Source organism: Delftia sp. (assembly GCF_059499305.1).
This window is the reverse complement of the sequence record NZ_JCABYI010000031.1, coordinates 216619-238138: the sequence shown is the minus strand read 5'-3', so window position 1 is coordinate 238138 and position 21520 is coordinate 216619. Positions and strand designations below refer to the sequence as shown.

At 67.7% G+C, this 21520-nt stretch carries 18 protein-coding genes; 8 read left to right on the top strand and 10 right to left on the bottom strand.

What is annotated here, in order from left to right:
* Positions 1 to 125: 125 nt before the first annotated feature.
* Positions 126 to 2645, bottom strand: coding sequence for a DNA internalization-related competence protein ComEC/Rec2 (locus AC5I49_RS22185; RefSeq protein WP_495789894.1), 2520 nt, complete (start codon positions 2643 to 2645; stop codon positions 126 to 128).
* Positions 2646 to 2819: 174 nt separating this feature from the next.
* On the opposite strand from AC5I49_RS22185, the gene AC5I49_RS22180 reads away from it, so the two are divergent.
* Entirely contained in the window at positions 2820 to 3278 is a 459-nt protein-coding gene (locus tag AC5I49_RS22180; RefSeq protein ID WP_012206880.1) for a RidA family protein, read from the top strand.
* Between the two features lie 40 nt (positions 3279 to 3318).
* On the opposite strand, the gene AC5I49_RS22175 is transcribed toward AC5I49_RS22180, so the two are convergent.
* The 4 genes from AC5I49_RS22175 to AC5I49_RS22160 form a co-directional block, all read right to left on the bottom strand.
* Positions 3319 to 5088 carry a methyl-accepting chemotaxis protein gene (locus tag AC5I49_RS22175; protein WP_495789893.1) on the bottom strand — a complete coding sequence of 590 codons (1770 nt, stop codon included), beginning with the start codon at positions 5086 to 5088 and terminating at the stop codon, positions 3319 to 3321.
* 128 nt (positions 5089 to 5216) lie between these two features.
* Positions 5217 to 7604 carry a DNA topoisomerase IV subunit A gene (gene parC, locus AC5I49_RS22170; RefSeq protein ID WP_203400541.1) on the bottom strand — a complete coding sequence of 796 codons (2388 nt, stop codon included), beginning with the start codon at positions 7602 to 7604 and terminating at the stop codon, positions 5217 to 5219.
* Between the two features lie 39 nt (positions 7605 to 7643).
* On the bottom strand, positions 7644 to 8525 hold the full coding sequence (locus tag AC5I49_RS22165) for a lytic transglycosylase domain-containing protein (protein WP_495789892.1): 882 nt from the start codon (positions 8523 to 8525) through the stop codon (positions 7644 to 7646).
* 5 nt (positions 8526 to 8530) lie between these two features.
* Complete coding sequence (locus tag AC5I49_RS22160; protein WP_016447623.1) at positions 8531 to 10513, bottom strand: DNA topoisomerase IV subunit B; 1983 nt, start codon at positions 10511 to 10513, stop codon at positions 8531 to 8533.
* Positions 10514 to 10683: 170 nt separating this feature from the next.
* On the opposite strand from AC5I49_RS22160, the gene AC5I49_RS22155 reads away from it, so the two are divergent.
* From AC5I49_RS22155 to bamC, 5 genes are all read left to right on the top strand, one after another.
* On the top strand, positions 10684 to 11910 hold the full coding sequence (locus tag AC5I49_RS22155; RefSeq protein WP_017404391.1) for an MFS transporter: 1227 nt from the start codon (positions 10684 to 10686) through the stop codon (positions 11908 to 11910).
* Between the two features lies 1 nt (position 11911).
* Complete coding sequence (locus AC5I49_RS22150) at positions 11912 to 12061, top strand: hypothetical protein (RefSeq protein ID WP_016447625.1); 150 nt, start codon at positions 11912 to 11914, stop codon at positions 12059 to 12061.
* A gap of 67 nt (positions 12062 to 12128) precedes the next feature.
* Positions 12129 to 12698, top strand: coding sequence for a class I SAM-dependent methyltransferase (locus AC5I49_RS22145; protein ID WP_374007111.1), 570 nt, complete (start codon positions 12129 to 12131; stop codon positions 12696 to 12698).
* A 75-nt stretch (positions 12699 to 12773) separates the two neighbouring features.
* Complete coding sequence (dapA, locus tag AC5I49_RS22140; RefSeq protein WP_016447627.1) at positions 12774 to 13670, top strand: 4-hydroxy-tetrahydrodipicolinate synthase; 897 nt, start codon at positions 12774 to 12776, stop codon at positions 13668 to 13670.
* Between the two features lie 41 nt (positions 13671 to 13711).
* Complete coding sequence (gene bamC / locus AC5I49_RS22135; RefSeq protein WP_495789891.1) at positions 13712 to 14824, top strand: NlpB/DapX family lipoprotein; 1113 nt, start codon at positions 13712 to 13714, stop codon at positions 14822 to 14824.
* Positions 14825 to 15036: 212 nt separating this feature from the next.
* Here the strand turns inward: bamC and AC5I49_RS22130 are convergent, their stop codons facing one another.
* From AC5I49_RS22130 to AC5I49_RS22120, 3 genes are all read right to left on the bottom strand, one after another.
* Positions 15037 to 15327 carry a hypothetical protein gene (locus AC5I49_RS22130; protein ID WP_074920994.1) on the bottom strand — a complete coding sequence of 97 codons (291 nt, stop codon included), beginning with the start codon at positions 15325 to 15327 and terminating at the stop codon, positions 15037 to 15039.
* Between the two features lie 385 nt (positions 15328 to 15712).
* Positions 15713 to 16843: a cupin domain-containing protein gene (locus AC5I49_RS22125; protein ID WP_126310728.1), complete on the bottom strand. Its 1131-nt coding sequence runs from the start codon at positions 16841 to 16843 to the stop codon at positions 15713 to 15715.
* Positions 16844 to 16946: 103 nt separating this feature from the next.
* Positions 16947 to 17906: an AraC-like ligand-binding domain-containing protein gene (locus tag AC5I49_RS22120; protein ID WP_043819174.1), complete on the bottom strand. Its 960-nt coding sequence runs from the start codon at positions 17904 to 17906 to the stop codon at positions 16947 to 16949.
* Positions 17907 to 18166: 260 nt separating this feature from the next.
* Here AC5I49_RS22120 and AC5I49_RS22115 point away from each other — a divergent pair, with 260 nt between their 5' ends.
* Positions 18167 to 19618 (top strand): aldehyde dehydrogenase, encoded by a 1452-nt coding sequence (locus AC5I49_RS22115; RefSeq protein WP_461608319.1) that lies wholly within the window; start codon positions 18167 to 18169, stop codon positions 19616 to 19618.
* Between the two features lie 152 nt (positions 19619 to 19770).
* A complete protein-coding gene (locus tag AC5I49_RS22110; protein ID WP_016447632.1) occupies positions 19771 to 20292 on the top strand; it encodes an FKBP-type peptidyl-prolyl cis-trans isomerase in 522 nt (173 codons plus the stop codon).
* A 67-nt stretch (positions 20293 to 20359) separates the two neighbouring features.
* Here the strand turns inward: AC5I49_RS22110 and AC5I49_RS22105 are convergent, their stop codons facing one another.
* Entirely contained in the window at positions 20360 to 20935 is a 576-nt protein-coding gene (locus tag AC5I49_RS22105; protein WP_016447633.1) for a glycine zipper 2TM domain-containing protein, read from the bottom strand.
* 145 nt (positions 20936 to 21080) lie between these two features.
* On the bottom strand, positions 21081 to 21461 hold the full coding sequence (locus AC5I49_RS22100; RefSeq protein ID WP_016447634.1) for a PepSY domain-containing protein: 381 nt from the start codon (positions 21459 to 21461) through the stop codon (positions 21081 to 21083).
* Between the last annotated feature and the right edge of the window lie 59 nt (positions 21462 to 21520).

Below are 21520 nucleotides of genomic sequence, written 5' to 3'. Positions count from 1 at the left end.
GCATGTGTACGAGGTAAAGCAAGCTGCGGGCCAGCCCTCGTATCGCACCAGTGTAGCGATAGGTAACCTCAATCCGGACAAGCGGTATCCAGCATATGCCGGCTGCGCGGCCATCGGCACCCGTCCTATCCGCCCTGCCTCTGCGTGATGTGCCTGACGTGCGTGACATGCATGTCCCAGTAACGGCGCGCCCGCTCCCGCTCGCAGACCAGCTGTGCGGGATCGGCAGAGCGCCAATGCGCTGCGCCGCAGCGGGCCGACTGCACCACGCTGGAGCCGTTGGCCTCATAGCGCCGCACCACCTCGGGGACCGGGTGTCCATAACGGCTGCGGTATCCCGCCTGAACCATGGCCCAGCGCGGTGCCAGGGCCTGCACCAGAGCAGTGCTCGATGAGGTGCGGCTGCCGTGGTGCGGCACCAGCAGCCACTGCACGGGCGTGAAGGCGCCGGCCTGCGCCAGCGCCCTTTCCTGTGCAGCCTCGATATCGCCGGCCAGCAAGGCCTGCACCCCGGATGCCGAACGCAGCAGCAGCACGCAGCTGCCCGCATTGGCGTGGGCCAGGGCCTGCGCGGCCGGCAGCGGTTCGCCCGCGGGTGGATGCAGCACCTGCATCTGCACGCCATCCCACTCCCACTGCTGGCCGGCCTCACATCGGCGCACGGCGCCCAGGCCGGCCAGAGCGGGGTCCAGGATCACGGAGTCCGATCCCCAGACCTCGGCCTGCGGCTGCGCGGCATGCACGGCCAAGGCACCGCCCGTATGGTCGCCGTCGCGGTGGCTGAGCCACAGCGCATCCAGGCGCAGCCCCAGGGCCTGCAGCAGCGGCACCAGCACCCGTTCGCCGGCATTGCTATCCATGCCGTACTGCGGACCCGTGTCATACAGCAGGGCGTGCCGGGCCGTGCGCAGCAGCACGGCATTGCCCTGGCCTGTGTCCACGGCCATCAAATCGAACTCGCCATGCGCCGGTGCGGCCGGCGGCCACCACAGGGCCGGCAGACACATGGCCAGGCCCCAGCAACGCCATCCGGCCGGCACCGGAGCCACCAGCGCCAGGCCTGCACCCAGCGCAGCCAGCCCCGCCCACAGCGGCGGCTGCGGCAGCTGCAACACGGCCCAGCCCCACCGGTCCAGCCACTGCAGCAGTTCCAGCAGCGGCGCCAGCGCCAGCGCCGCGCCCGTCCAGAACGGGGGCCACAAGGCCCCCAGCAAGGCCAGTGGCGTGACCACGAAAGTCACCCAGGGAATCGCGGCCAGATTGGCCAGCAGCCCCGACAGCGACAGCTGGCCAAACAGCATCAGCCCCAGCGGCGCCAGCGCCAGAGTGATGCGCCACTGCTCACCCCACAACGCCAGGGCACGGGCGGGCAGCGACGGCCGCACCGCGGCCTGCATGCGTGCATCGGTCGCCAGCAGCACGCCCACGGCGACAAAACTCAGCCAGAAGCCCGCCTGCCACAGGGCCCAGGGATCGAGCACGACAACCACGGCCAGCGCCAGGCACCACACGGCGGGCCAGGGCCAGCGCAGCCCTGTGACGCGCAACGCGGCCACCGTTGCCAGCATGCACACCGTGCGCTGCGCCGGCAGACCCCAGCCGCTGAACAGGGCATAGCCGCCCGCCAGCAGCACGCCAGCCAGCAGGGCCGCCTGCGGCGCCGGGCACCACAGGCAGGCCCGGGCACTGCAACGCCACAGTCGCCCCACGACCAGCGCAGCCAGCCATGCGAACAGGGTGATATGCAGTCCGGAAATACTCATCAAATGGGCCACGCCGGTATGGCGGAACAGCGTCCAATCGTCACGCGCAATGGCCTGCTGATCGCCCATGGCCAGGGCGGCCACCACGCCCAGCATGCGCGGCGACTGCGCGGGGTCCATGCCTACGCGCTGCATGGCTTGCGCGAGTGCGGCTGCCCGGTTCACGATGGCCTCGCGCATCTGCTGGCGCCAGCGCTGCAGGGCGTAGGCGCCGGTGTCGGCCAGCAGGCTCGCCGCTGGCTGTTCGCGCACATAGCCCGTGGCCTGCACGCCCTGCTCCCACTGCCACAGCTCATAGTCGAAACCGTGGGGATTGCGCGCGCCATGCGGGCGCTTGAGCCGCACGGTCAGGTCCCAGCGCTGGCCCGGGCGCAGGACGGGCAGCGACGCTGCGGCGCCCTTGGACGCCCGGGCCCGGGCTGCGTACCAGGACAGCTCGATCAACCCGGGAAACGGCGCCAGGGCCTCTTCGCTGCCCGCGATCTGCGCCTGCTCCACGGCCATGCGCCAGCGCACGCCCTGGGCCATGTTCTGGGGCAGCGATGCCATGACGCCGACGATGCGCAGGTCACGCCCTTCCAGCTGCGGCGACAGCGCGTGGCCCGCAAAGTCCTGGGCACGCCAGCCTGTCAGGCCGGCCGCCAGCGAGGCTGCGCAAGCGGCGACCCACAGGCCGCTGACCGCGCCGCGGCGGCCGCCGGCCCGGGCCCGCCGGACCTGTCCTGACAGACACAGCAAGGCCAGGCCCATCATCAGCAGATACATCCACAGCGGCCACAGCTGCGGCTGCGTGACCTGCCAGGCGGCACCGACCACGCAGCCGAGCAGCCACGGCGTCCACGAAGACGATGAAGGAGTGGGTGCAGGGGCCACAGCGCGCATCCAGGCATGCTAGAAGCAGGTGCCTCGAAGCCACCGTGCTCCGACCCAGATTCGGACAAGAATCAGACTGGCGCATGCCCAGCCCCTGACTTGCCAAGGTGCACGGGGGCTGTGTCACACTGTCCGCCACCCCGGCACTGGCGCCGGATTTTTCTTGTCTCGAAGGAATCAACGATGAGCGTTTACGAACAACTGAAGGCCCTGAACATCGAACTGCCGTCGCCTGCCATCCCGGCGGCAGCCTACGTGCCCTATGTGCAGACGGGCAATCTGGTGTTCCTGAGCGGACATATCGCACGCAAGGACGGCAAGGTCTGGGCAGGCCAGCTGGGCCGTGATCTGCAGACTGCCGACGGCCAGCAGGCCGCGCGCGCCATCGCCATCGACCTGATGGGCACGCTCCAGCACGCCGCCGGCGGCGACCTGGGCCGCGTGCGCCGCATCGTCAAGCTGATGTGCCTGGTCAACTCCACGGGCGACTACACCGAGCAGCACCTGGTGGCCAATGGCTGCAGCGAGCTGCTGGGCCAGGTCTTCGGCGATGCCGGCACGCATGCGCGCAGCGCCTTCGGCGTGGCCCAGATCCCGCTGGGCTCCTGCGTGGAAATCGAGCTGATCGCCGAACTGGCCTGATCGGCATGCCGCCGCACGGCGCCGCCGTGCTCGCAGGCGGCTAGAAACTCTCCCATTGGCCATCCTCGGCTGCCGGTGCGGCGGGCCGGGGCGCCGAGGCCAGCTTGGGCGCCGCCTCCCTTGCTGCGGCAGGCCGCGCGGCAACCGGCCCGACAGCCGCAGGCGCCACGGCTGCTGCCGGCCGCCTTGGCGCTGCGGCCGCGCTGTGCGCAGTGCGCACCGCCGGCGCAGCCTGCCTTGCGAGCGTCGTCGGCGAGGGCGCCAGGTGCGCCACCTTGAACACCGCCACCGTCCGCGACAGCTGCTCGGCCTGCTCACGCAGGCTTTGCGCCGCGGCCGCGCTTTGCTCGACCAGGGCCGCGTTCTGCTGCGTCATCTGGTCCAGCTGTCCCACGGCCTGATTGACCTGGGCCACGCCCGCGCTTTGCTCCGAAGAGGCCGCCGTGATCTCGCCGATGGTGTCGGCCACGCGCTGCACGGACTGCACGATGCCCTCCATGGTGGTGCCGGCATCGCCCACCAGGCGGGCGCCGTCCTCCACCCGTTCCACCGAAGCGCCGATGAGCTGGCGTATCTCCTTGGCAGCCGCCGCGCTGCGCTGGGCCAGCGTGCGCACCTCGCTGGCCACCACGGCAAAGCCCCGGCCCTGCTCGCCGGCGCGGGCCGCCTCCACGGCGGCGTTCAGCGCCAGGATATTGGTCTGGAAGGCAATGGAGTCGATGACGCCGACGATGTCGGCAATCTGCCGGCTGCTGTCGTTGATGCCTTTCATGGTCTCGACCACCCGGGCCACGACCTCACCGCCGCGCTGGGCCACCTGTGACGCGCCCGCCGCCAGGCTGCTGGCCTGCTGCGCACTGCTGGCGCTTTGCTGCAGCGTGCTGGTGAACTGCTCCATGGCGGCTGCGGTCTCCTGCAGGTTGCTGGAGGTCTGCTCGGTGCGCACGGACAGGTCGTGGTTGCCGGTGGCAATCTCGGCACTGGCGATGGCAATGCTGTCCGTGCTCTGGCGCACCTGCTGCACCATGCCCGACAGCGATTCGCTCATGGCCTGCAGCGAGCGCAGCAGGTCGCCGAATTCGTCAGCGCGCTGTGTCTGTCCCTGCGCCGCTGCGCTCAGGTCGCCTGCGGCAATGCGTTCGGCCAGTTCCCTGGCCTGGGCCAGGGGACGGCGGATGCTGGCAATCAGGAAATGGGCGCCGATGACGATGCACAGCAGCAGCACGCCCACGGCCGCAGCGGCAAAACCCACGGTGAGCCTGCGCGAGGCTGCCGTCTCTTCCTGGCTGCTGCGCACCACCTGCTCCTGCATCTGCACGAAGTCGCGCAGCGACTGCAGATAGGCATCCACGGCAGGGTTGTAGGATTGCTTGACCAAGGCCAACGCCTGCTCCTGCCGGCCGTCGGCCTTGAGCTGGCGTGCCTGGGCACGCAGTTCGATCATGGTCTTGCGGGCTGCCGCAATCCTGGCCATCTGCGCCTTGTCTGCGTCGGACAGGGGCATGGCTTCCAGTGATTTCTGCACCTCGGTGATCCGCGCCGAGGTGGCGCTGATCACGTCCTTGAACTCGGCCTCGACGGTAGCATCACTGCTGACCACCAGGGCCTGGGTGCGGGCCGCATTGGTTTCGGTCAGCCCCATCCAGCGCACGGCGGCCTGGACCCGCGCCTGCATCTCCTGGGTGACGGCCTCGGACCGGGCCTGGACCTGGGCCGAGCGATAACCCGACAAGCCGACCACGCCCACCAGCGCCACCACGATGGCGGCCACGGCAAGCCACAGCTTGTGTGCCATGCGAAGTCGCAGCATATCCAGTCTCCCTCATGTTGGAAGACTCCATGTTGAGGCCTGCAGCAGGGCCCGGAGTTCGGAAAAACCCAGAGAAAACCCCTGATCCACCCCTTTCGCGGAAGGCATTGCAGGGGCAGATGCGCTCTTTACTCCACGCGCGTCACGCTTTGCGGCTTGAAGCCCAGGTCGGCCGACTTGCCCTTGCGGCCGCGCGTGCCACGGGCATTGTTGAGACTGCGGATCTCCAGCGTCTCGCTGCGCTCCTTGCCGCCGCGGCCCAGGCCATCGATGCGGATGCTGCGCGTGTAGGCGGCAGCGCCCGCCAGGGTGTCCTTGTCCTCCAGGTCGAGCAGCATCAGCCCGCGACCGCCCTTGGCCATGTGCTTGAGGCTGGCGATCTCGAAGGTGAGGATGCGGCCGCCCGTGGAGGCGCAGATCACATGCGTGGCCGGCAGCAGCAGGCCCGCGCCCTGCTCGCCTTCCTGCGGCTCGGCGCGTGCACCCATGGGCACGCCGTAGGCCGTGGACGGGGCGCACAGCGTCTCGCCGTCGGCCAGCGTCACGAAGGCCTTGCCCGCCTTCTGGCGCGAGACCATGTCGCCCACCATGGCCACGAAGCCGTAGCCGCCCGACCCCGACAGCAGCAGCGCCGTTCCTTCGGCTCCCGCGAAGTAGTACAGGATCTGGGTGCCGGCCTCCAGCTCGATGAGCGTGGTCACGGGCTGGCCATCGCCGCGCCCGCCGGGCAGCTGCGACACCGGCACCGAATAGACCCGGCCATTGCTGCCGAAGGCCAGCAGCTGGTCCACCGTGCGGCACTCGAAGGTGCCGTGCAGGCTGTCGCCGGCCTTGAAGCTGAGCGTGCCCGCATCGATGCCATGGCCCTGGCGCGTGCGCACCCAGCCCTTGTCCGAGATGATGACCGTCACGGGCTCATCGACCACCTTGACTTCGGCGACCACCTTCTTTTCTTCCTGGATCAGCGTGCGGCGCGCATCGGCGAACTGCTTGGCGTCGGCCTCGATCTCCTTGCAGATCAGGCGGCGCATGACGCTATCACTGCCCAGGATGTCTTCGAGCTTGCCCTGCTCGACGCGCAGTTCCTTGAGTTCCTGCTCGATCTTGATGGCCTCCAGCCGCGCCAGCTGGCGCAGGCGGATTTCCAGAATGTCGTCGGCCTGGCGCTCGGACAGCGCAAAGGCATCGATCAGCGCCTGCCTGGGCTCGTCGCTGGCCCGGATGATGGCGATGACCTTGTCGATGTTCAGCAGCACGGCCTGACGGCCTTCGAGGATGTGGATGCGGTCCAGCACCTTGGCCAGCCGGTGCTGGCTGCGCCGCGTGACCGTGGTCTGGCGGAAGGCGATCCATTCCTCGAGCATCAGGCGCAGGCTTTTCTGCACCGGCCGGCCATCCAGGCCGATCATGGTCAGGTTGATGGAGCTGGACGACTCCAGGCTGGTGTGCGCCAGCAGCGCCGTGACCAGCTCCTGCTGCGGCACCTTGCCGGTCTTGGGCTCGAAGACCAGGCGCACGGGCGCATCCTTGCTGGACTCGTCGCGCACGCCGTCGAGCACGGCTAGCATGCTGGCCTTGAGCTGGGTCTGTTCCTGGCTCAAGGCCTTCTTGCCGGTCTTGACCTTGGGATTGGTGATGTCCTCGATCTCTTCGAGCACCTTCTGCGCCGAGACGCCGGGCGGCAGCTCGGTCACCACCATCTGCCACTGGCCGCGCGCCAGCTCCTCGATCTTCCAGCGCGCGCGCAGCTTGAGGCTGCCGCGCCCCGTGCGGTAGGCATCCTGGATGTCGGAGGCGCTGCTGATGATCTGCCCGCCACCCGGATAGTCGGGGCCGGGGATGATCTGGAACAGTTCCTCGTCGCTGAGCTGCGGCCGCTTGATCAGGGCCACGCAGGCGTCGGCCACCTCGCGCAGGTTGTGGCTGGGGATTTCCGTGGCCAGGCCCACGGCAATGCCACTGGCGCCGTTGAGCAGGGCGAACGGCAGGCGCGCGGGCAGCTGCTGCGGCTCCTGCGTGCTGCCGTCGTAGTTGGGCACGAAGTCCACCGTGCCCATGTCGATCTCGTCGAGCAGCAGGCCCGTGATCTTGGACAGGCGCGCCTCGGTGTAGCGCATGGCCGCTGCGCCGTCGCCGTCGCGGCTGCCGAAATTGCCCTGGCCATCGACCAGCGGATAGCGCTGGTTGAAGTCCTGGGCCATGCGCACCAGCGCGTCGTAGGCCGACTGGTCGCCGTGCGGGTGAAAGCGCCCCAGCACATCGCCGACCACGCGCGCGCTTTTGACGGGCTTGGCCGCCGTGTTGTGGTTGGGGCCGCTGTAGCTCAGGCCCATGCGGTCCATGGCGTACAGAATGCGCCGCTGCACGGGCTTGAGGCCGTCGGTGACATCGGGCAGTGCCCGGCCCTTGACGACAGACAGTGCGTATTCAAGGTAGGCGCGCTGTGCGTACTGGCCCAGGTCCAGGGCATCGCCGGCCGCCTGTTGGGCCAGATCCAGAGTGTTTTGATCGCTCATGAAGAAATTCGTGATCTCAATAAATGCAGTGAAGGCCGCTCATCGCGGCGAGGGCAGCCCTGTGGACAAGGTCATCCGTATCCGGGGCGCTGTGCCAGGCTGTGCCGCCACCGCAGGCGCTGCCTGGCCCGCACGCTGGCGCCCGCCCTGCAGCTGCTCGTAGATACCGAGCACGGCCTTCACGTAATTGCGGGTTTCCTGATAGGGAGGAATGGCCTGCCCCGCACGCCGCACGGCACCCTCGCCCGCGTTGTAGGCGGCCAGCACCAGGTCCAGCCGCCCGGGGAACAGCCCCATCAGATGGTTGAGGTAGCGCGCGCCGGCCGGCACGTTGACGGCCGGGTCGGCCAGTTGCTGCCGCACGCTGCGCTGGCGGCTGGCCTCCACGCCGAAGCGCTGGGCCGTGGCGGGCATCAGCTGCATCAGGCCGACTGCGCCCTTGGGCGAGATGGCCTGCGCGTCAAAGCCCGACTCGACGGCAATCACGGCCTTGAGCAGGTCGTAGTCCACCCCCGTGTGGTCCGCCGCCTTGCGCAGGTGGCCGCGCACGCTCTTGTAGCGCGGCGAGATGTCGAAGAAGCTTTGCATCCGCGTGCTCGCCTGCAGCCTGCGCCCGGCATCGCTGCCGCCGTCATCGTCGGCAGCGGCCTCGGCTTCCACCAGCGGGGGCTTGAGTCCCTGCTCGGTGCTGTCATACAGCGAGCCGCGGAAGTAGAGCTTGTAGCGCTCGTCCAGCGCCTGCGCGGCGAAGTGCGTGATGCCGCGCTCGTCCACGAAGGCCCAGAGATCGGCATGCGCGGGCTGCGCCCCCCCCCACAGCGCCAGGGCCGCGCCCAGCGCTGCAAGCGCGCGCGCGGCAGCGGCGCGCGCAGGGTGCGGGCGGTGCGGAAGGTGCTGTGGGGCAGCCGGGCGCAGGGGCATGGGGATCAGATATCCACTTCGATGGCGTCGCCGTGCAACTCCATCAGCTCGCGGCGCGCCGCAGCCTCGCCCTTGCCCATCAGCTTGGTGACGACCTGCTCGGCCGCCGCAAAGTCCAGATTCATGAACTGCACGGGCAGCAGGCGGCGCGTGTCGGGGTTGAGCGTGGTTTCCCACAGCTGCTCGGCATTCATCTCGCCCAGGCCCTTGAAGCGGCTGATCTGGCATTTCTCGCGCGGCACGCCATCCTTGGCGGACTTGTCGAGGATAGCGGTCAGCTCGCCCTCGTCCAGCGCGTACATCTTGGCTGCTGGCTTCTTGCCGCGCGCAGGCACATCGACGCGGAACAGCGGCGGAAGCGCCACATGGATGTGGCCGGCCTCGATGAGCTTGGGGAAGTGGCGGAAGAACAGCGTGAGCAGCAGCACCTGGATGTGCGAGCCGTCCACGTCGGCATCCGAAAGAATGCAGATCTTGCCGTAGCGCAGGCCGGACAGGTCGGGCGTGTCATGGGGGCCATGCGGGTCCACGCCGATGGCCACCGAGATGTCGTGGATCTCGTTGTTGGCGAACAGGCGGTCACGGTCGACTTCCCAGGTGTTGAGCACCTTGCCGCGCAGGGGCAGCACGGCCTGGGTTTCCTTGTCGCGTCCCATCTTGGCGCTGCCGCCGGCCGAGTCGCCCTCGACCAGGAAGACCTCGTTCAGGCTCAGGTCGCGGCTTTCGCAATCGGTGAGCTTGCCGGGCAGCACGGCCACGCCCGAGCCCTTGCGCTTTTCGACCTTCTGGCCCGCCTTCTGGCGGGTCTGGGCAGCCTTGATGGCGATCTCGGCCAGCTTGCGGCCCCATTCCACATGCTCGTTGAGCCACAGCTCCAGCGCAGGGCGAACGTAGCCGCTGACCAGACGCACGGCATCGCGCGAGTTCAGGCGCTCCTTGATCTGGCCCTGGAACTGCGGGTCCAGCACCTTGGCATTGAGCACGTAGCTGGCGCGCGCGAAGACGTCGTCAGGCATGAGCTTGACGCCCTTGGGCAGCAGCGAATGCATCTCGATGAAGGCCTTGACCGCCTGGAACAGGCCGTCGCGCAGGCCGCTGTCGTGCGTGCCGCCGGCCGTGGTGGGGATCAGGTTGACATAACTTTCGCGCAGCGGCGCGCCATCCTCGGTGAAGGCCACACACCAGGCGGCGCCCTCGCCTTCGGCAAAGCTGTCGTGGTTGCGGTCGGCAAAGCCCTCGCCTTCGAACAGGGGGATGACGGCCTCGCCATGCAGGCTTTGCTGCAGATAGTCGCGCAGGCCGCCCTTGAACTGCCAGGTCTGGGTGTCGCGCGTCTTCTCGTTGACCAGGGTCACCGACACGCCGGGCATGAGCACGGCCTTGCTGCGCAGCAGATGCATCAGCTCGCCCATGGGCAGCTGGGAGGATTCGAAGTAGCGGGCATCGGGCCACACGCGCACGGTCGTGCCCTGCTTGCGTTCGCCTGCGGCCAGCGGCCGCGATTGCAGGGGCTCGACCACGTCGCCGCCCGAGAAGGCGATGGTGGCCACCTTGCCCTCGCGGTGGATGCAGGCCTCAAGGCGCGTGGCCAGCGCATTCGTGACCGAGACGCCCACGCCATGCAGGCCGCCCGAGAAGCTGTAGGCGCCGCCTTTGCCCTTGTCGAACTTGCCGCCCGCATGCAGGCGGGTGAAGACCAGCTCCACCACGGGCGCCTTTTCCTCGGGGTGCATGCCGAAGGGGATGCCCCGGCCGTCGTCCTCGACGCTGTAGGAGCCGTCGGAATGCAGGGTGAAGCGGATTTTCTTGCCGAAGCCGGCCAGCGCCTCGTCGGCCGCGTTGTCGATCACCTCCTGCAGCACATGCAGGGGGTTGTCGGTGCGCGTGTACATGCCGGGACGCTGCTTGACGGGCTCCAGGCCCTTGAGCACGCGTATCGAGCCTTCGGAGTATTCGCTGGCGGAAGTAGGAGATGGTTTGACTGCCATGGGGGCGGATTGTAGTGCGCGGCCCGGCTCAGTGCTGGATACATTCACAGTCATTGACATTGACTATCCCGAAAAGGCCAGTGCCGCCAAGGGCTACGAAGTGCCGCGCTGGCGCATGGGCGACCCACGCGTCGCAGCGCAAAACCCGGAGTTTCGCTAAAGTTTGCCGCATGCACAAAAACAACCAACCCATGTCCATGGTGCAGATACTGCTGTGCGGGGGCGCAGTCGTGACGCTGTCCATGGGAATCCGGCACGGCTTCGGCCTGTGGCTGCAGCCCATCACCCAGGAGATGGGCTGGACGCGCGAGTCCTTCGCGCTGGCCATTGCCATCCAGAACCTGTCCTGGGGCGTGCTCGGCATCTTCGGCGGCATGCTGGCCGACCGCTTCGGCGCCTTCCGCGTGCTCCTGGTGGGCGCGCTGCTGTATGCGCTGGGCCTGGCCGGCATGGCCATGGCGCCCACGACAACCTGGTTCGCCCTGACGGCCGGCGTGGTGATAGGCGCAGCCCAGGCCGGCACCACCTATGCCGTGATCTACGGCGTGCTGGGCCGCCAGATTCCCGTGGCGCGGCGCAGCTGGGCCATGGGCGTGACGGCGGCGGCGGGCTCCTTCGGCCAGTTCTTCATGGTGCCCGTGGAAGGCAGCCTGATCTCGAACTTCGGCTGGTCCAACGCCCTGCTGCTGCTGTCGCTGTGCGCCCTGATGATCATTCCGCTGGCCTTCGGCCTGCGCGAGCCGGGCTTCACGGCCGGCAATACCCGACCCGTGCGCGACCAGAGCGCGGGCCAGGCCGTCGCCGAAGCGCTGCGCACGCCCAGCTTCGTGCTGCTGACGGCTGGCTACTTCGTCTGCGGCTTCCAGGTGATGTTCATCGGCGTGCACATGCCCAGCTACCTCAAGGACTACGGCCTGGCACCGCAGGTGGCCAGCATCTCGCTGGCGCTGGTGGGGCTGTTCAACATCGTCGGCACCTACGTGGCCGGCAACCTGGGCCAGCGCCTGCCCAAGCGCTACCTGCTGTCCACCATCTACTTCACGCGCTCGGTGGTGATCGTGCTCTTCCTGCTCGCGCCGCTGACGCCCTGGTCGGTCTACATCTTCTCGGCCGCCATGGGACTGCTGTGGCTGTCCACCGTGCCGCTGACCAATGCCACCGTGGCCCAGATCTTCGGCGTGCAGCATCTGTCCATGTTGAGCGGAATGGTGTTCTTCAGCCACCAGGTCGGCAGCTTCCTGGGTGTCTGGCTGGGCGGCTATCTGTATGACCACACCGGCAGCTACCAGGTGGTCTGGTACCTGGCCATCGGCCTGGGCGTGGCCGCCGGCCTGCTGAACCTGCCGATACGCGAAGCCCCGGTGGCAAGGCCGCGTGCGGCGCAGGCGGCGGCCTGACATGACGACAGCCACCACGCCCCGCCCACAGCTGCTGCGCAGGCTGGCGCTGTGGGCCGCCGTGCTGCTGGTGCTGGGCCTGGTCTTCATGCTCTATCTGCAGCCCGAGTTCATGCTGGGCATGGCCGACCAGCTCTGGGCCTGCTTCTGAAATTGAAGCGCGGCAAAGGCCTGGCGGCACAATGGCGGCCGCTTTCAATTCATTTCCGAAATTTCACATGCACGCAGCCACGCCGCCTTCGCCCTGGATCCAACGCTGGTCGCATCTTCTGGCACCCGAGGCCACCGTGCTCGACGTGGCCTGCGGCCCTGGCCGCCACATGCGCTGGTTCCATGCACGCGGCCATGCAGTGACGGGCGTGGACCGCGACGCCCAGGCCCTGGCCGGCCTGCAGGGCGTGGGCGAGCTGCTGTGCGCCGACATTGAAAACGGCCCCTGGCCCCTGCCCGGCAGGCAGTTCGGCGCCGTGGTCGTGACCCACTATCTGTGGCGCCCGCTGTGGCCGGCGCTGCTGGACAGCGTGGCCCCCGGCGGTGTGCTGCTGTACGAAACCTTTGCCCAGGGCAACGAGGCCTTCGGCAAGCCTTCCCGGCCCGATTTCCTGCTGGCGCCCGGCGAGCTGCTGCAGGCCTGCGCGGGCTGGCACATCGTGGCCTACGAGCACGGCCAGCTGGGCGAGCCCGATCGCGTGGTCCAGCGCATTGCGGCACTGCGCCCCGATGCAACAGGCCGGGAACCCGTGGCCATGCTGGCGCATCAGAAGGCGTCAGGCTCTGCAATCGCCTGAATCCCTACAGGCGACCGCCTTGGGCCTGCCTCCGACACTCGTTAGAATGATCCTTTCCCGTTTTTTCTTGCGGACATGACATCCTCCTCCGTCGCTCTCACTGGCAGCATCGTTGCCCTCATCACGCCCATGCACGAGGACGGTAGTGTTGACTACCCGGCGCTGCGAAAACTCATCGACTGGCATGTGGCCGAGGGCACGGACTGCATCGGCGTGGTGGGAACGACAGGCGAATCCCCCACCGTCAACGTGGAGGAACACTGCGAAATCATCCGCGTGTCCGTCGAGCAGGCTGCGGGCCGCGTTCCCGTGATGGCAGGCTGCGGGGCCAACAGCACGCACGAGGCCATCGAGCTGGCCCGCTACGCCAAGAAGGTCGGTGCCGACAGCCAGCTGCAGGTCGTGCCCTACTACAACAAGCCCACGCAGGAAGGCCAGTACCAGCATTTCAAGGCCATTGCCGAAGCGGTGGGCGACCTGCCTGTGGTGCTCTACAACGTGCCCGGCCGCTCGGTGGCCGACATGCAGCACGACACCGTGCTGCGCCTGGCGCAGATTCCCGCCATCATCGGCATCAAGGAAGCCACGGGCAACATCGAACGCGCCCAGTGGCTGATCCGTGAAGTGCCCGAAGGCTTCGGCGTGTACTCCGGCGATGATCCGACCGCTGTGGCACTGATGCTGTGCGGCGGCCACGGCAACATCAGCGTCACGGCCAACGTGGCGCCGCGCCTGATGAGCGATCTGTGCAAGGCGGCCCTGGCCGGCGACGTGCGCACCGCCATGGACATCCAGATGCGCCTGATGCCTGTGCACAAGAACCTCTTCGTCGAGGCCAACCCCATTCCCGTCAAGTGGGCCGCAGCCCGCCTGGGCCTTTGCGGCCCGGCCATGCGCCTGCCAATGACACCCCTGAGCAAGAATCTGGAAGCCACCGTGGAAGCCGCCCTGAGCTCCGCTGGCCTGCTGTGAGGCGCCCCGCCCCACCGACCGAACGCACCAAGGATATTCGCGTGAAACAGCCCATTGCACGTCTGAGCCTGCTGAGCCTGGCCATCGGCCTGACAGCCTGCACGACCACGTTCCAAGAGAGCAAGATCGACTACAAGAGCGCCGGCAAGCAGCAGGCGCCCACCCTGGAAGTCCCGCCAGACCTGACACAGCTGTCCACGGACTCCCGCTACGCCGTGCCCGGCGGCGTGGTCTCCGCCGCCGCCATGGAAGCCAACTCCAAGGCGCAAAAGCCGGCAGAGGGCCGAACGGCCACCGCCGCCCTGGGCGATGTGCGCATCGAGCGCAATGGCGAGCAGCGCTGGCTGGTGATCAAGCGTCCGGCCGACCAGCTGTGGGAGCCCGTGCGCGACTTCTGGCTGGAAAACGGCTTCATCTTCACCACTGAAGACCGCCAGCTCGGCATCATCGAAACGGATTGGGCCGAGAACCGCGCCAAGATCCCGCAGGACGTGATCCGCAAGACGCTGGGCAAGGTCTTCGACGGCCTGTACTCCACCAGCGAGCGCGACAGGTTCCGCACCCGCCTGGAGCGCTCGGCCGACGGCTCCACCGAGGTCTACATCACGCACCGCGGCATGCAGGAGGTTTACACCAGCGCCCAGAAGGACCAGACCATCTGGCAGCCGCGCCCCTCCGATCCGGAACTGGAAACCGAATTCCTGCGCCGCCTGATGGTCAAGCTCGGCGTGAGCCAGGAGCAGGCCGACGCCGTGGCCAAGGCCAACACCACCACGGCAGCCGCCACCGGCAGCGTGCGCATGGAATCCACCAACGGACAGCCCGTGCTGCAGATCGACGAAGGCTTTGACCGCGCATGGCGCCGTGTCGGCGTGGCCCTGGACCGCACGGGCTTCACCGTGGAAGACCGCGACCGCAGCCGCGGCATCTACTTCGTGCGCTATGTGGCGCCCGATGCCAAGGTCGAGCCCAAGGGATTCTTCAGCAAGCTGTTCAGCCGCTCGCCCGACGCGGCCGCGCCGGTCAAGTACCAGATCCAGGTGCGCAGCGAGGGCGACAAGTCCACGGTCACCGTGCTCAACACCCAGGGCCAGCCAGAGACCTCGGCCAATGCCCAGCGCATCGTGCGCGTCATCACCGACGACATGAAGTAGGCGATCCTCACGTCGGGATTGAGGCGGCAGCCGCCGCCCTCGCCTGCAGCCACCGCGCATTCACTTGCCGGTGGCTTTTTTGCATACGGGCCGTCGTGCATAGACCATGGATATGCATGACCGGGCCCTGGTGGACGAAAAAAAACCGCAGCCCGAAGGATGCGGTTTTTTCGCAGCACAAGCCTAAGCCTGTGCCACCGGCGAAGGCCGGATTACTGCTTGGTGGCTTCCTTGGCGGCAGCGTCGGCAGCAGCCTTGGCGGCGTCTGCAGCAGCAGCGTCAGCAGCGGGAGCGGCAGGTGCAGCTGCGTCAGCGGCGGGCGCTGCGGGAGCAGCTGCGTCGGCGGCGGGAGCAGCAGGAGCGGCTTCTGCGGGAGCGGGAGCTGCCGGTGCGGGAGCTTCAACAGCAGGAGCGGGAGCGGGGGCCGGAGCCTCTTCCTTCTTGCCGCAAGCGGCCAGAGCTGCAGCAGCGATCACGGTAGCCAGGATCAGAGAGTTCTTCATCACAGTTTCCTAGAGAGTAGGTAAGAAGACAGTAAACAGGAGGGCCCCGCCATTGCGACACCGGATGCAGGCAACCGGAGCGCTACGGCCAAGCCGCGTCAAAACATTCATTCGACTCGCGTCAGATTATAGGGAGGTTTTCCCGAAGCTGACCGAAACTGACAGCCTCAGAACAATTCCGCACAAATCCTCTTGCAAAGTCCGGATGGGGCAGTGGATTGACTGCCTTGACATGCACTGTGTAACAAAAGCAGGTGGCTGTCAATTTACTGACGGACTCAAGACAATTCTTTACAAATCTAACGAAGTCCGCCCTTGTTCAGCAGCACGCTGTCAACAGTGAATGCCCGAACTTAGCATGCCTGTGGCGCAGCGTCTACCCGGTTCAGGACAGCTTGCCGCCACGCACCCAGCCTGCGTCAAACCACGAGGACAGCAGCTCCAGCGCATCGTCGCTGGCCTTGGCCAGATCGGTGCGCGACAGCGCGCGCGTGTCGGCCAGCTTGCGCATCAGCGTGGCATCGCGGCCACCGGCCAGATAGCTTTCTCCGTTGATGAAGATGTGCCTGGCGTCATACATCATGCGGGTGCGGCGGTCCAGGACCACGCTCTCGAACATGCCGTTTTCCTCGCCATGCTCGAACCACACATTGGCCTTGGGCTCGGTCATGTACTCGCCCAGAGCGCGCTCCAGCGCCAGCGGCTCGGCCAGCGCGCGTTCCAGCGACTTGCGGGCGAAATCGTGCAGGCTGGCGGGAATCTCGCCCGGGGCTTCGACGGCCGGCTGGTCGGGATCGCGGTAGACGACCGGCACTTCGGGCTCATCGGGCTCGTCGGACATGCGCAGCAGCAGCTCGCGGGCCAGCTCGTCGCGCGCGGGCGAGCGAAAGCCGATGGAGTACGTCATGCACTCGCCTTCGGCGATGCCGTCATGGGCCCACTTCGGGGGCAGGTAGAGCATGTCGCCGGGCTCGAGCACGAATTCCTCTTCCGGCTCGAAATGCGAGAGCACCTTCAGCGGCACATCGGGCTGCAGCGACAGGTCCTTCTGGCGGCCGATGCGCCAGCGCCGGCGGCCATGGGCCTGCAGCAGGAAGACGTCGTAGCTGTCGAAATGCGGGCCGACGCCGCCCTGGTCGGTGGCAAAGCTGATCATCAGATCGTCCAGCCGCGCCTCGGGCACGAAGCGGAACTGCTGCATCAGCTGGTGCACGCCGTCGTCGTGCAGGTCCACGCCCTGCACGAGCACGGTCCATCCGGGCTTTTGCAGCGAGGGCAGGCTGCGGCGCGACAGCGGGCCGTGGCTGAGCTTCCAGTGGCCACCGTCCTGCTGCTGGATCAGGCGCGACTCCACACCGTCCTCGCCTGCCATGGCCAGCAGCCTGGCGCGGGGAATCAGGGGCTTGAAGCCCGGGATTGCCTGGCGCACCAGCAAGGGCTTCTTGTGCCAGTGGCGGCGCATGAATTGGGAAGCGGTAAGCCCGCCCAGCAGGGCAAGCGGTGTGTTGGTGTCCATGAAATGGTCCGAAGTGAGCGAAGAGACAGGGCGGCATTGTCCTATGCGGGCATTGCCCTGTCCTGGCGCCAGCGCAAGCTGCCCCGCAATGGCTTCGTGGCAGTCAGCCGGCCGGCTTGCGCATGGCCCTGAAATCCGAGGGCGACAGGCCCGTATAGATCTTGAAAGCGCGGCTGAAATGCGCGGTGCTGCCAAAGCCGCAATCCATGGCGACCTCGGTGATGGTGCGCTGCGCCTGGGCGGGCTGCAGCAACTCGCGCATGCACAGCTCCAGGCGGCTGTGCTGTATGAAGGCGCCCAGGCTGGTCTGACTGTCCGCAAAGGCGTTGTGCAGATGGCGCTTGCTGCAGTTGAGCGCGGCGGCCACGGACTCCACCGACAGGCCCGGGTCGCGCAGATGGGCCGCCACATGGGCGCGGATGCGGTCCTGCAGCGCCATCTGCTGCGTGCCTGCCGTGCCCTGCCCGGCCAGTTCCTGCAGCGACAGATGGACCATGTCCACCAGCAGCTCGCCCGCGCGGCGCGCCAGATGCGGCGCCATGCCGGGCAGCTCCTGGTACGTGCTGCGCATGGTTTCCAGCGCGATGCGGGCAATGCCCGAGCTGCCGCCCACATTGCGCCCCATCAGCCCTTCCAGCCGGATGCCCCGTTCCACGATGGCCTGGCGCGGCAGCATCACGATGAGGTGTTCGGACCATTCGGGGTTGGTGACCTCGTACTCCTGCGCCGTGTCATAGATCACCCAGCTGCCCTTGCGCACGCTGGCCTCGCGGTTGTGCTGGCGCACGCTGGCCACGCCCTCCCAGGGCGCGACGATCTTCAGATAGGGGGACTCATGGGCGCGCAGGCCCTGCATGCTGCGCATGACGCGGTGGCGGCCCGCCTCCAGCCGGGTCAGCACCACATCGCCGGCATTGGCCACGCGCACATGGCCTTCGAACAGGCGATCGCCATAGACATCGGTATCCAGGCCAGCAAACAGGCGCGACATCCAGGCGTGCCAGGCCGACGCTGTCTCGCCGGGCGGCAGTCCGTCGGTGCTCAACACCATGGCATCGGTCATGTGCGGTCTCTCCTGCTCGCCGCACGGGTGAAGGATCTGTGTGCGGCCATGGACGTGATTATGGGAAAGTGCAGGCCCGTCGCGCCCCATGGCTTTCCCCGCGGACAGCCAGGACAAGGGTAAACCCCGGAGCCTGTGCACGATCCGTCATGCGCTTTGTGCGCGCAGCGGGCTGCCTGCGCCATCGCCTGCTTCTACGATGACCGGCACGCCCGGCTACGCCAACGCCCAGGCCACAACCGCATACCAAGGAGACAGTCATGATCGAACAAACCATGCTCATCGCAGGCCAGGCCGCACAGGCCGGCAATGGCGCCACCTTCGAGCGCCGCAATCCGCTGGACGGATCGGTGGCCACGCGCGCCCCGGCCGCCACGCCCGAAGATGCCGTGCGCGCCGTCGAAGCCGCGCAAAAGGCTTTCCCCGCCTGGGCCGCGCTGGGCCCGACCGAGCGCCGCCAGATGCTGATGAAGGCATCGCAGGCGCTGGAGGCCAAGACCGAGGCCTTTGCCGCCGCCATGGCCGCCGAGACGGGCGCCTCGGGCATCTGGGCCGGCTTCAACGTGCACCTGGCCGCCAACATGTTCCTGGAGGCCGCATCGCTGACCACCCAGATCAATGGCCAGATCATTCCCTCGGACGTGCCCGGCAGCCTGGCCATGGCCGTGCGCCAGCCCGCTGGCGTGGTGCTGGGCATTGCGCCCTGGAATGCACCCGTCATCCTGGCCGTGCGCGCCATCGCCACGCCGCTGGCCTGCGGCAACACCGTGGTGCTCAAGGGCTCGGAGCTGTGCCCCGCCACGCACGGCCTGATCATCGAGGCCCTGCAGGAAGGCGGCCTGCCGCCCGGCGTGGTCAACTTCGTGACCAATGCGCCCGAAGATGCCGGCGCCGTGGTCGAGGCCATGGTGGCCCACCCGGCCGTGCGCCGCGTGAACTTCACGGGCTCCACGCGCGTGGGCCGCATCATCGGCCAGACCTGCGCCAAGTACCTCAAGCCCGCCATTCTGGAGCTGGGCGGCAAGGCGCCCTTCGTGGTGCTGGACGATGCAGACATCGACGCCGCCGTGGCCGGCTGCACCTTCGGTGCCTTCGCCAACTCGGGCCAGATCTGCATGTCCACCGAACGCATCATCGTGGACGAGTCCGTGGCCGGGGATTTCCTGGACAAGCTCGTGGCCCGTGCCACCTCGCTGCCGCTGGGCGATCCGCGCAAGGGCCCCGTGGTGCTGGGCTCGGTGGTGGACATGGCCACCGTGGAGCGCGCCAACCGCCTGATCGACGACGCGCTGGCCAAGGGCGCAAAACTGCTGTGCGGCGGCAAGGCCACCAACACCCTGATGGCGGCCACGCTGATCGACGGCGTCACGCCCGAGATGGAGATCTTCCGCGAGGAAACCTTCGCCCCCGTCAAGGCCATCGTGCGCGTACGCGGCGAGGAGCAGGCCATCGCCATGGCCAACGACAACGAGTTCGGCCTGTCCTCGTCCGTCTACACCCGCGACACCGCACGCGGCTGGCGCGTGGCCGCGCGCATCGAGGCCGGCATCTGCCACGTCAACGGCCCCACCGTGCATGACGAGGCACAGATGCCCTTTGGCGGCGTGAAGAACTCGGGCTACGGCCACTTCGGCGGCCAGGCAGGCATCGACGCCTTCACCGAGACGCGCTGGATCACCATGCAGACCGCGCCCCGCCACTACCCGTTCTGATCGGCAGGACTCGCCGCCCGGCCTGCGCAGCAGCCGGGCCGCCGTGGGAAAATCGCGCCAACGCGGCCGCCGGCACGCCTTCGTCAAACAAGGGCGCGCGCGGCGGTCTTTCTTTTTCCCCACCGCGGCATGGGCCGCACAAGCTGCACACCATGGAAATCACAGAACAATGCGTGGTCGCTCTGACCTGGACCCTCAAGGACACCCTGGGCGAGGAACTGGACGTGCTCGATGAGCCCGTGGAGTTCCTGGTCGGCGGCGACGACCTGCTCAAGCGCATCGAGGAGGCTCTGCAGGGCCACGGCCAGGGCAAGGTCCTGAACCTGCACCTGGAGCCCGAGGAAGCCTTCGGCGACTACAACGAAAGCCTGATCTTCCTGGAGCCGCGCGCCCTGTTCCCGGCAGAGCTGGAAGAAGGCATGAGCTTCGAGGCCAGCGCCCTGCCCAAGGGCTGCAGCGCCGTGCCGCCCGACCTGCTCTACACGGTGACCGAAATCTATCCCGAGCATGTGGTGCTGGACGGCAACCATCCGCTGGCCGGCATCGCGCTGCGCCTGCACCTGAAGGTCGAAGGCGTGCGCGAAGCCACCGAGGAGGAAATCGGCCGCGGCTCGGCCGGCACCGGTTTCTTCCGCATCCAGCCCATGGCACCGGGCAACGACACGCTGCACTGAAATTGCCGCGCTGAAATGGCAAAGGGCTCCCTTCGGGGAGCCCTTTTGCATGGAGCGAGCCTGGTACTCAGCGCAGAAGCTGGTTGTTGTCCACGCGCACGCTCTCGCCTACGCGCAGCTGCGGATTGCTCTGGTAGTCGAACACGCGCGTGCTGCCGTCGTTCAACTGCACGGTGACACGGTAGACATCGCGCAGGTCGCCAGGGCCGGTGTTCTTCTCGATGGCATTGCCCGCCATGGCACCGCCCACCACGCCCGCAATGGTGGCGATGTCGCGCCCGCTGCCCTTGCCCACCTGACGGCCCAGCACGCCGCCGACCACGCCACCCACCACTGCCCCGGCACCTATGCCCGAGCCACCGATGCCGCTGGGCTGCTGGATCTGAACCAGTTGCACATTGGTCACGCGCCCCTGCTGCACATAGCCACCGCCGCCCGGATAGGCCGTGCCGGGCTGGCCGCTGCCGGGATAGCCCCCGCTGGGGTAGCCCCCGGCGGGATATCCGCCAGCGGGATAGCCACCTGCAGGGTAGCCGCCACCCGGATATCCGCCCTGCTGTGGATAGCCCGCGCAGGCGCTGAGCATCAGCGCTGCAATGCAGCTGGTGCCGATGGCGCCCAAGCGATGAATGGAAGGGGGCATGGAAATCTCCTGTGTACTGTCCGTGGATCGATCAAGGGCAGCCGCCGACCCGGCCTGCGGCTGCATACCACTGCAACGCCCCAGGCTGCATGTGCGCCGACCGGACTGAACACTTGCTGACAAAAATCAGCCCGCCGGCCCGGCCTCAATTGCGTGCGCGAATGCTGAGCACGTTGCCGTTGTTGCCATCGACATAGAGCTTCACGGGACGGCCATCGCTGGTCTGGCCCTTGACCTGGTAGAGGCCGTCTTCCCACTCGATCTCGCGCAGGTCGCGGTAGCCCAGGCCTTCCATGCGCTCGAAGACTTCGCGGATGCTCAGGCCCGGCCCCTGGAAGGCGCCGCGCACGGAGGCCACCGTGGTGGCCACGGCTTCGCCGGCCTGCACGGTCACCGAAGGACCGCCCGTGGCGGCGGCCTGGGCCTGCATCTGGGCGACCAGCCCGGCAGTGGCGATCAGAACAATGCCCAGGCCCGTCAGGCCATGGCGTGCAGCGCGGGAAATCAGTTGTCGGATGGAAGGCATGAGGTTCTCCTTGGCATGTGAAGGTCGGCGTCTGGGCCGGCGATTGGGTCGGCGATTGG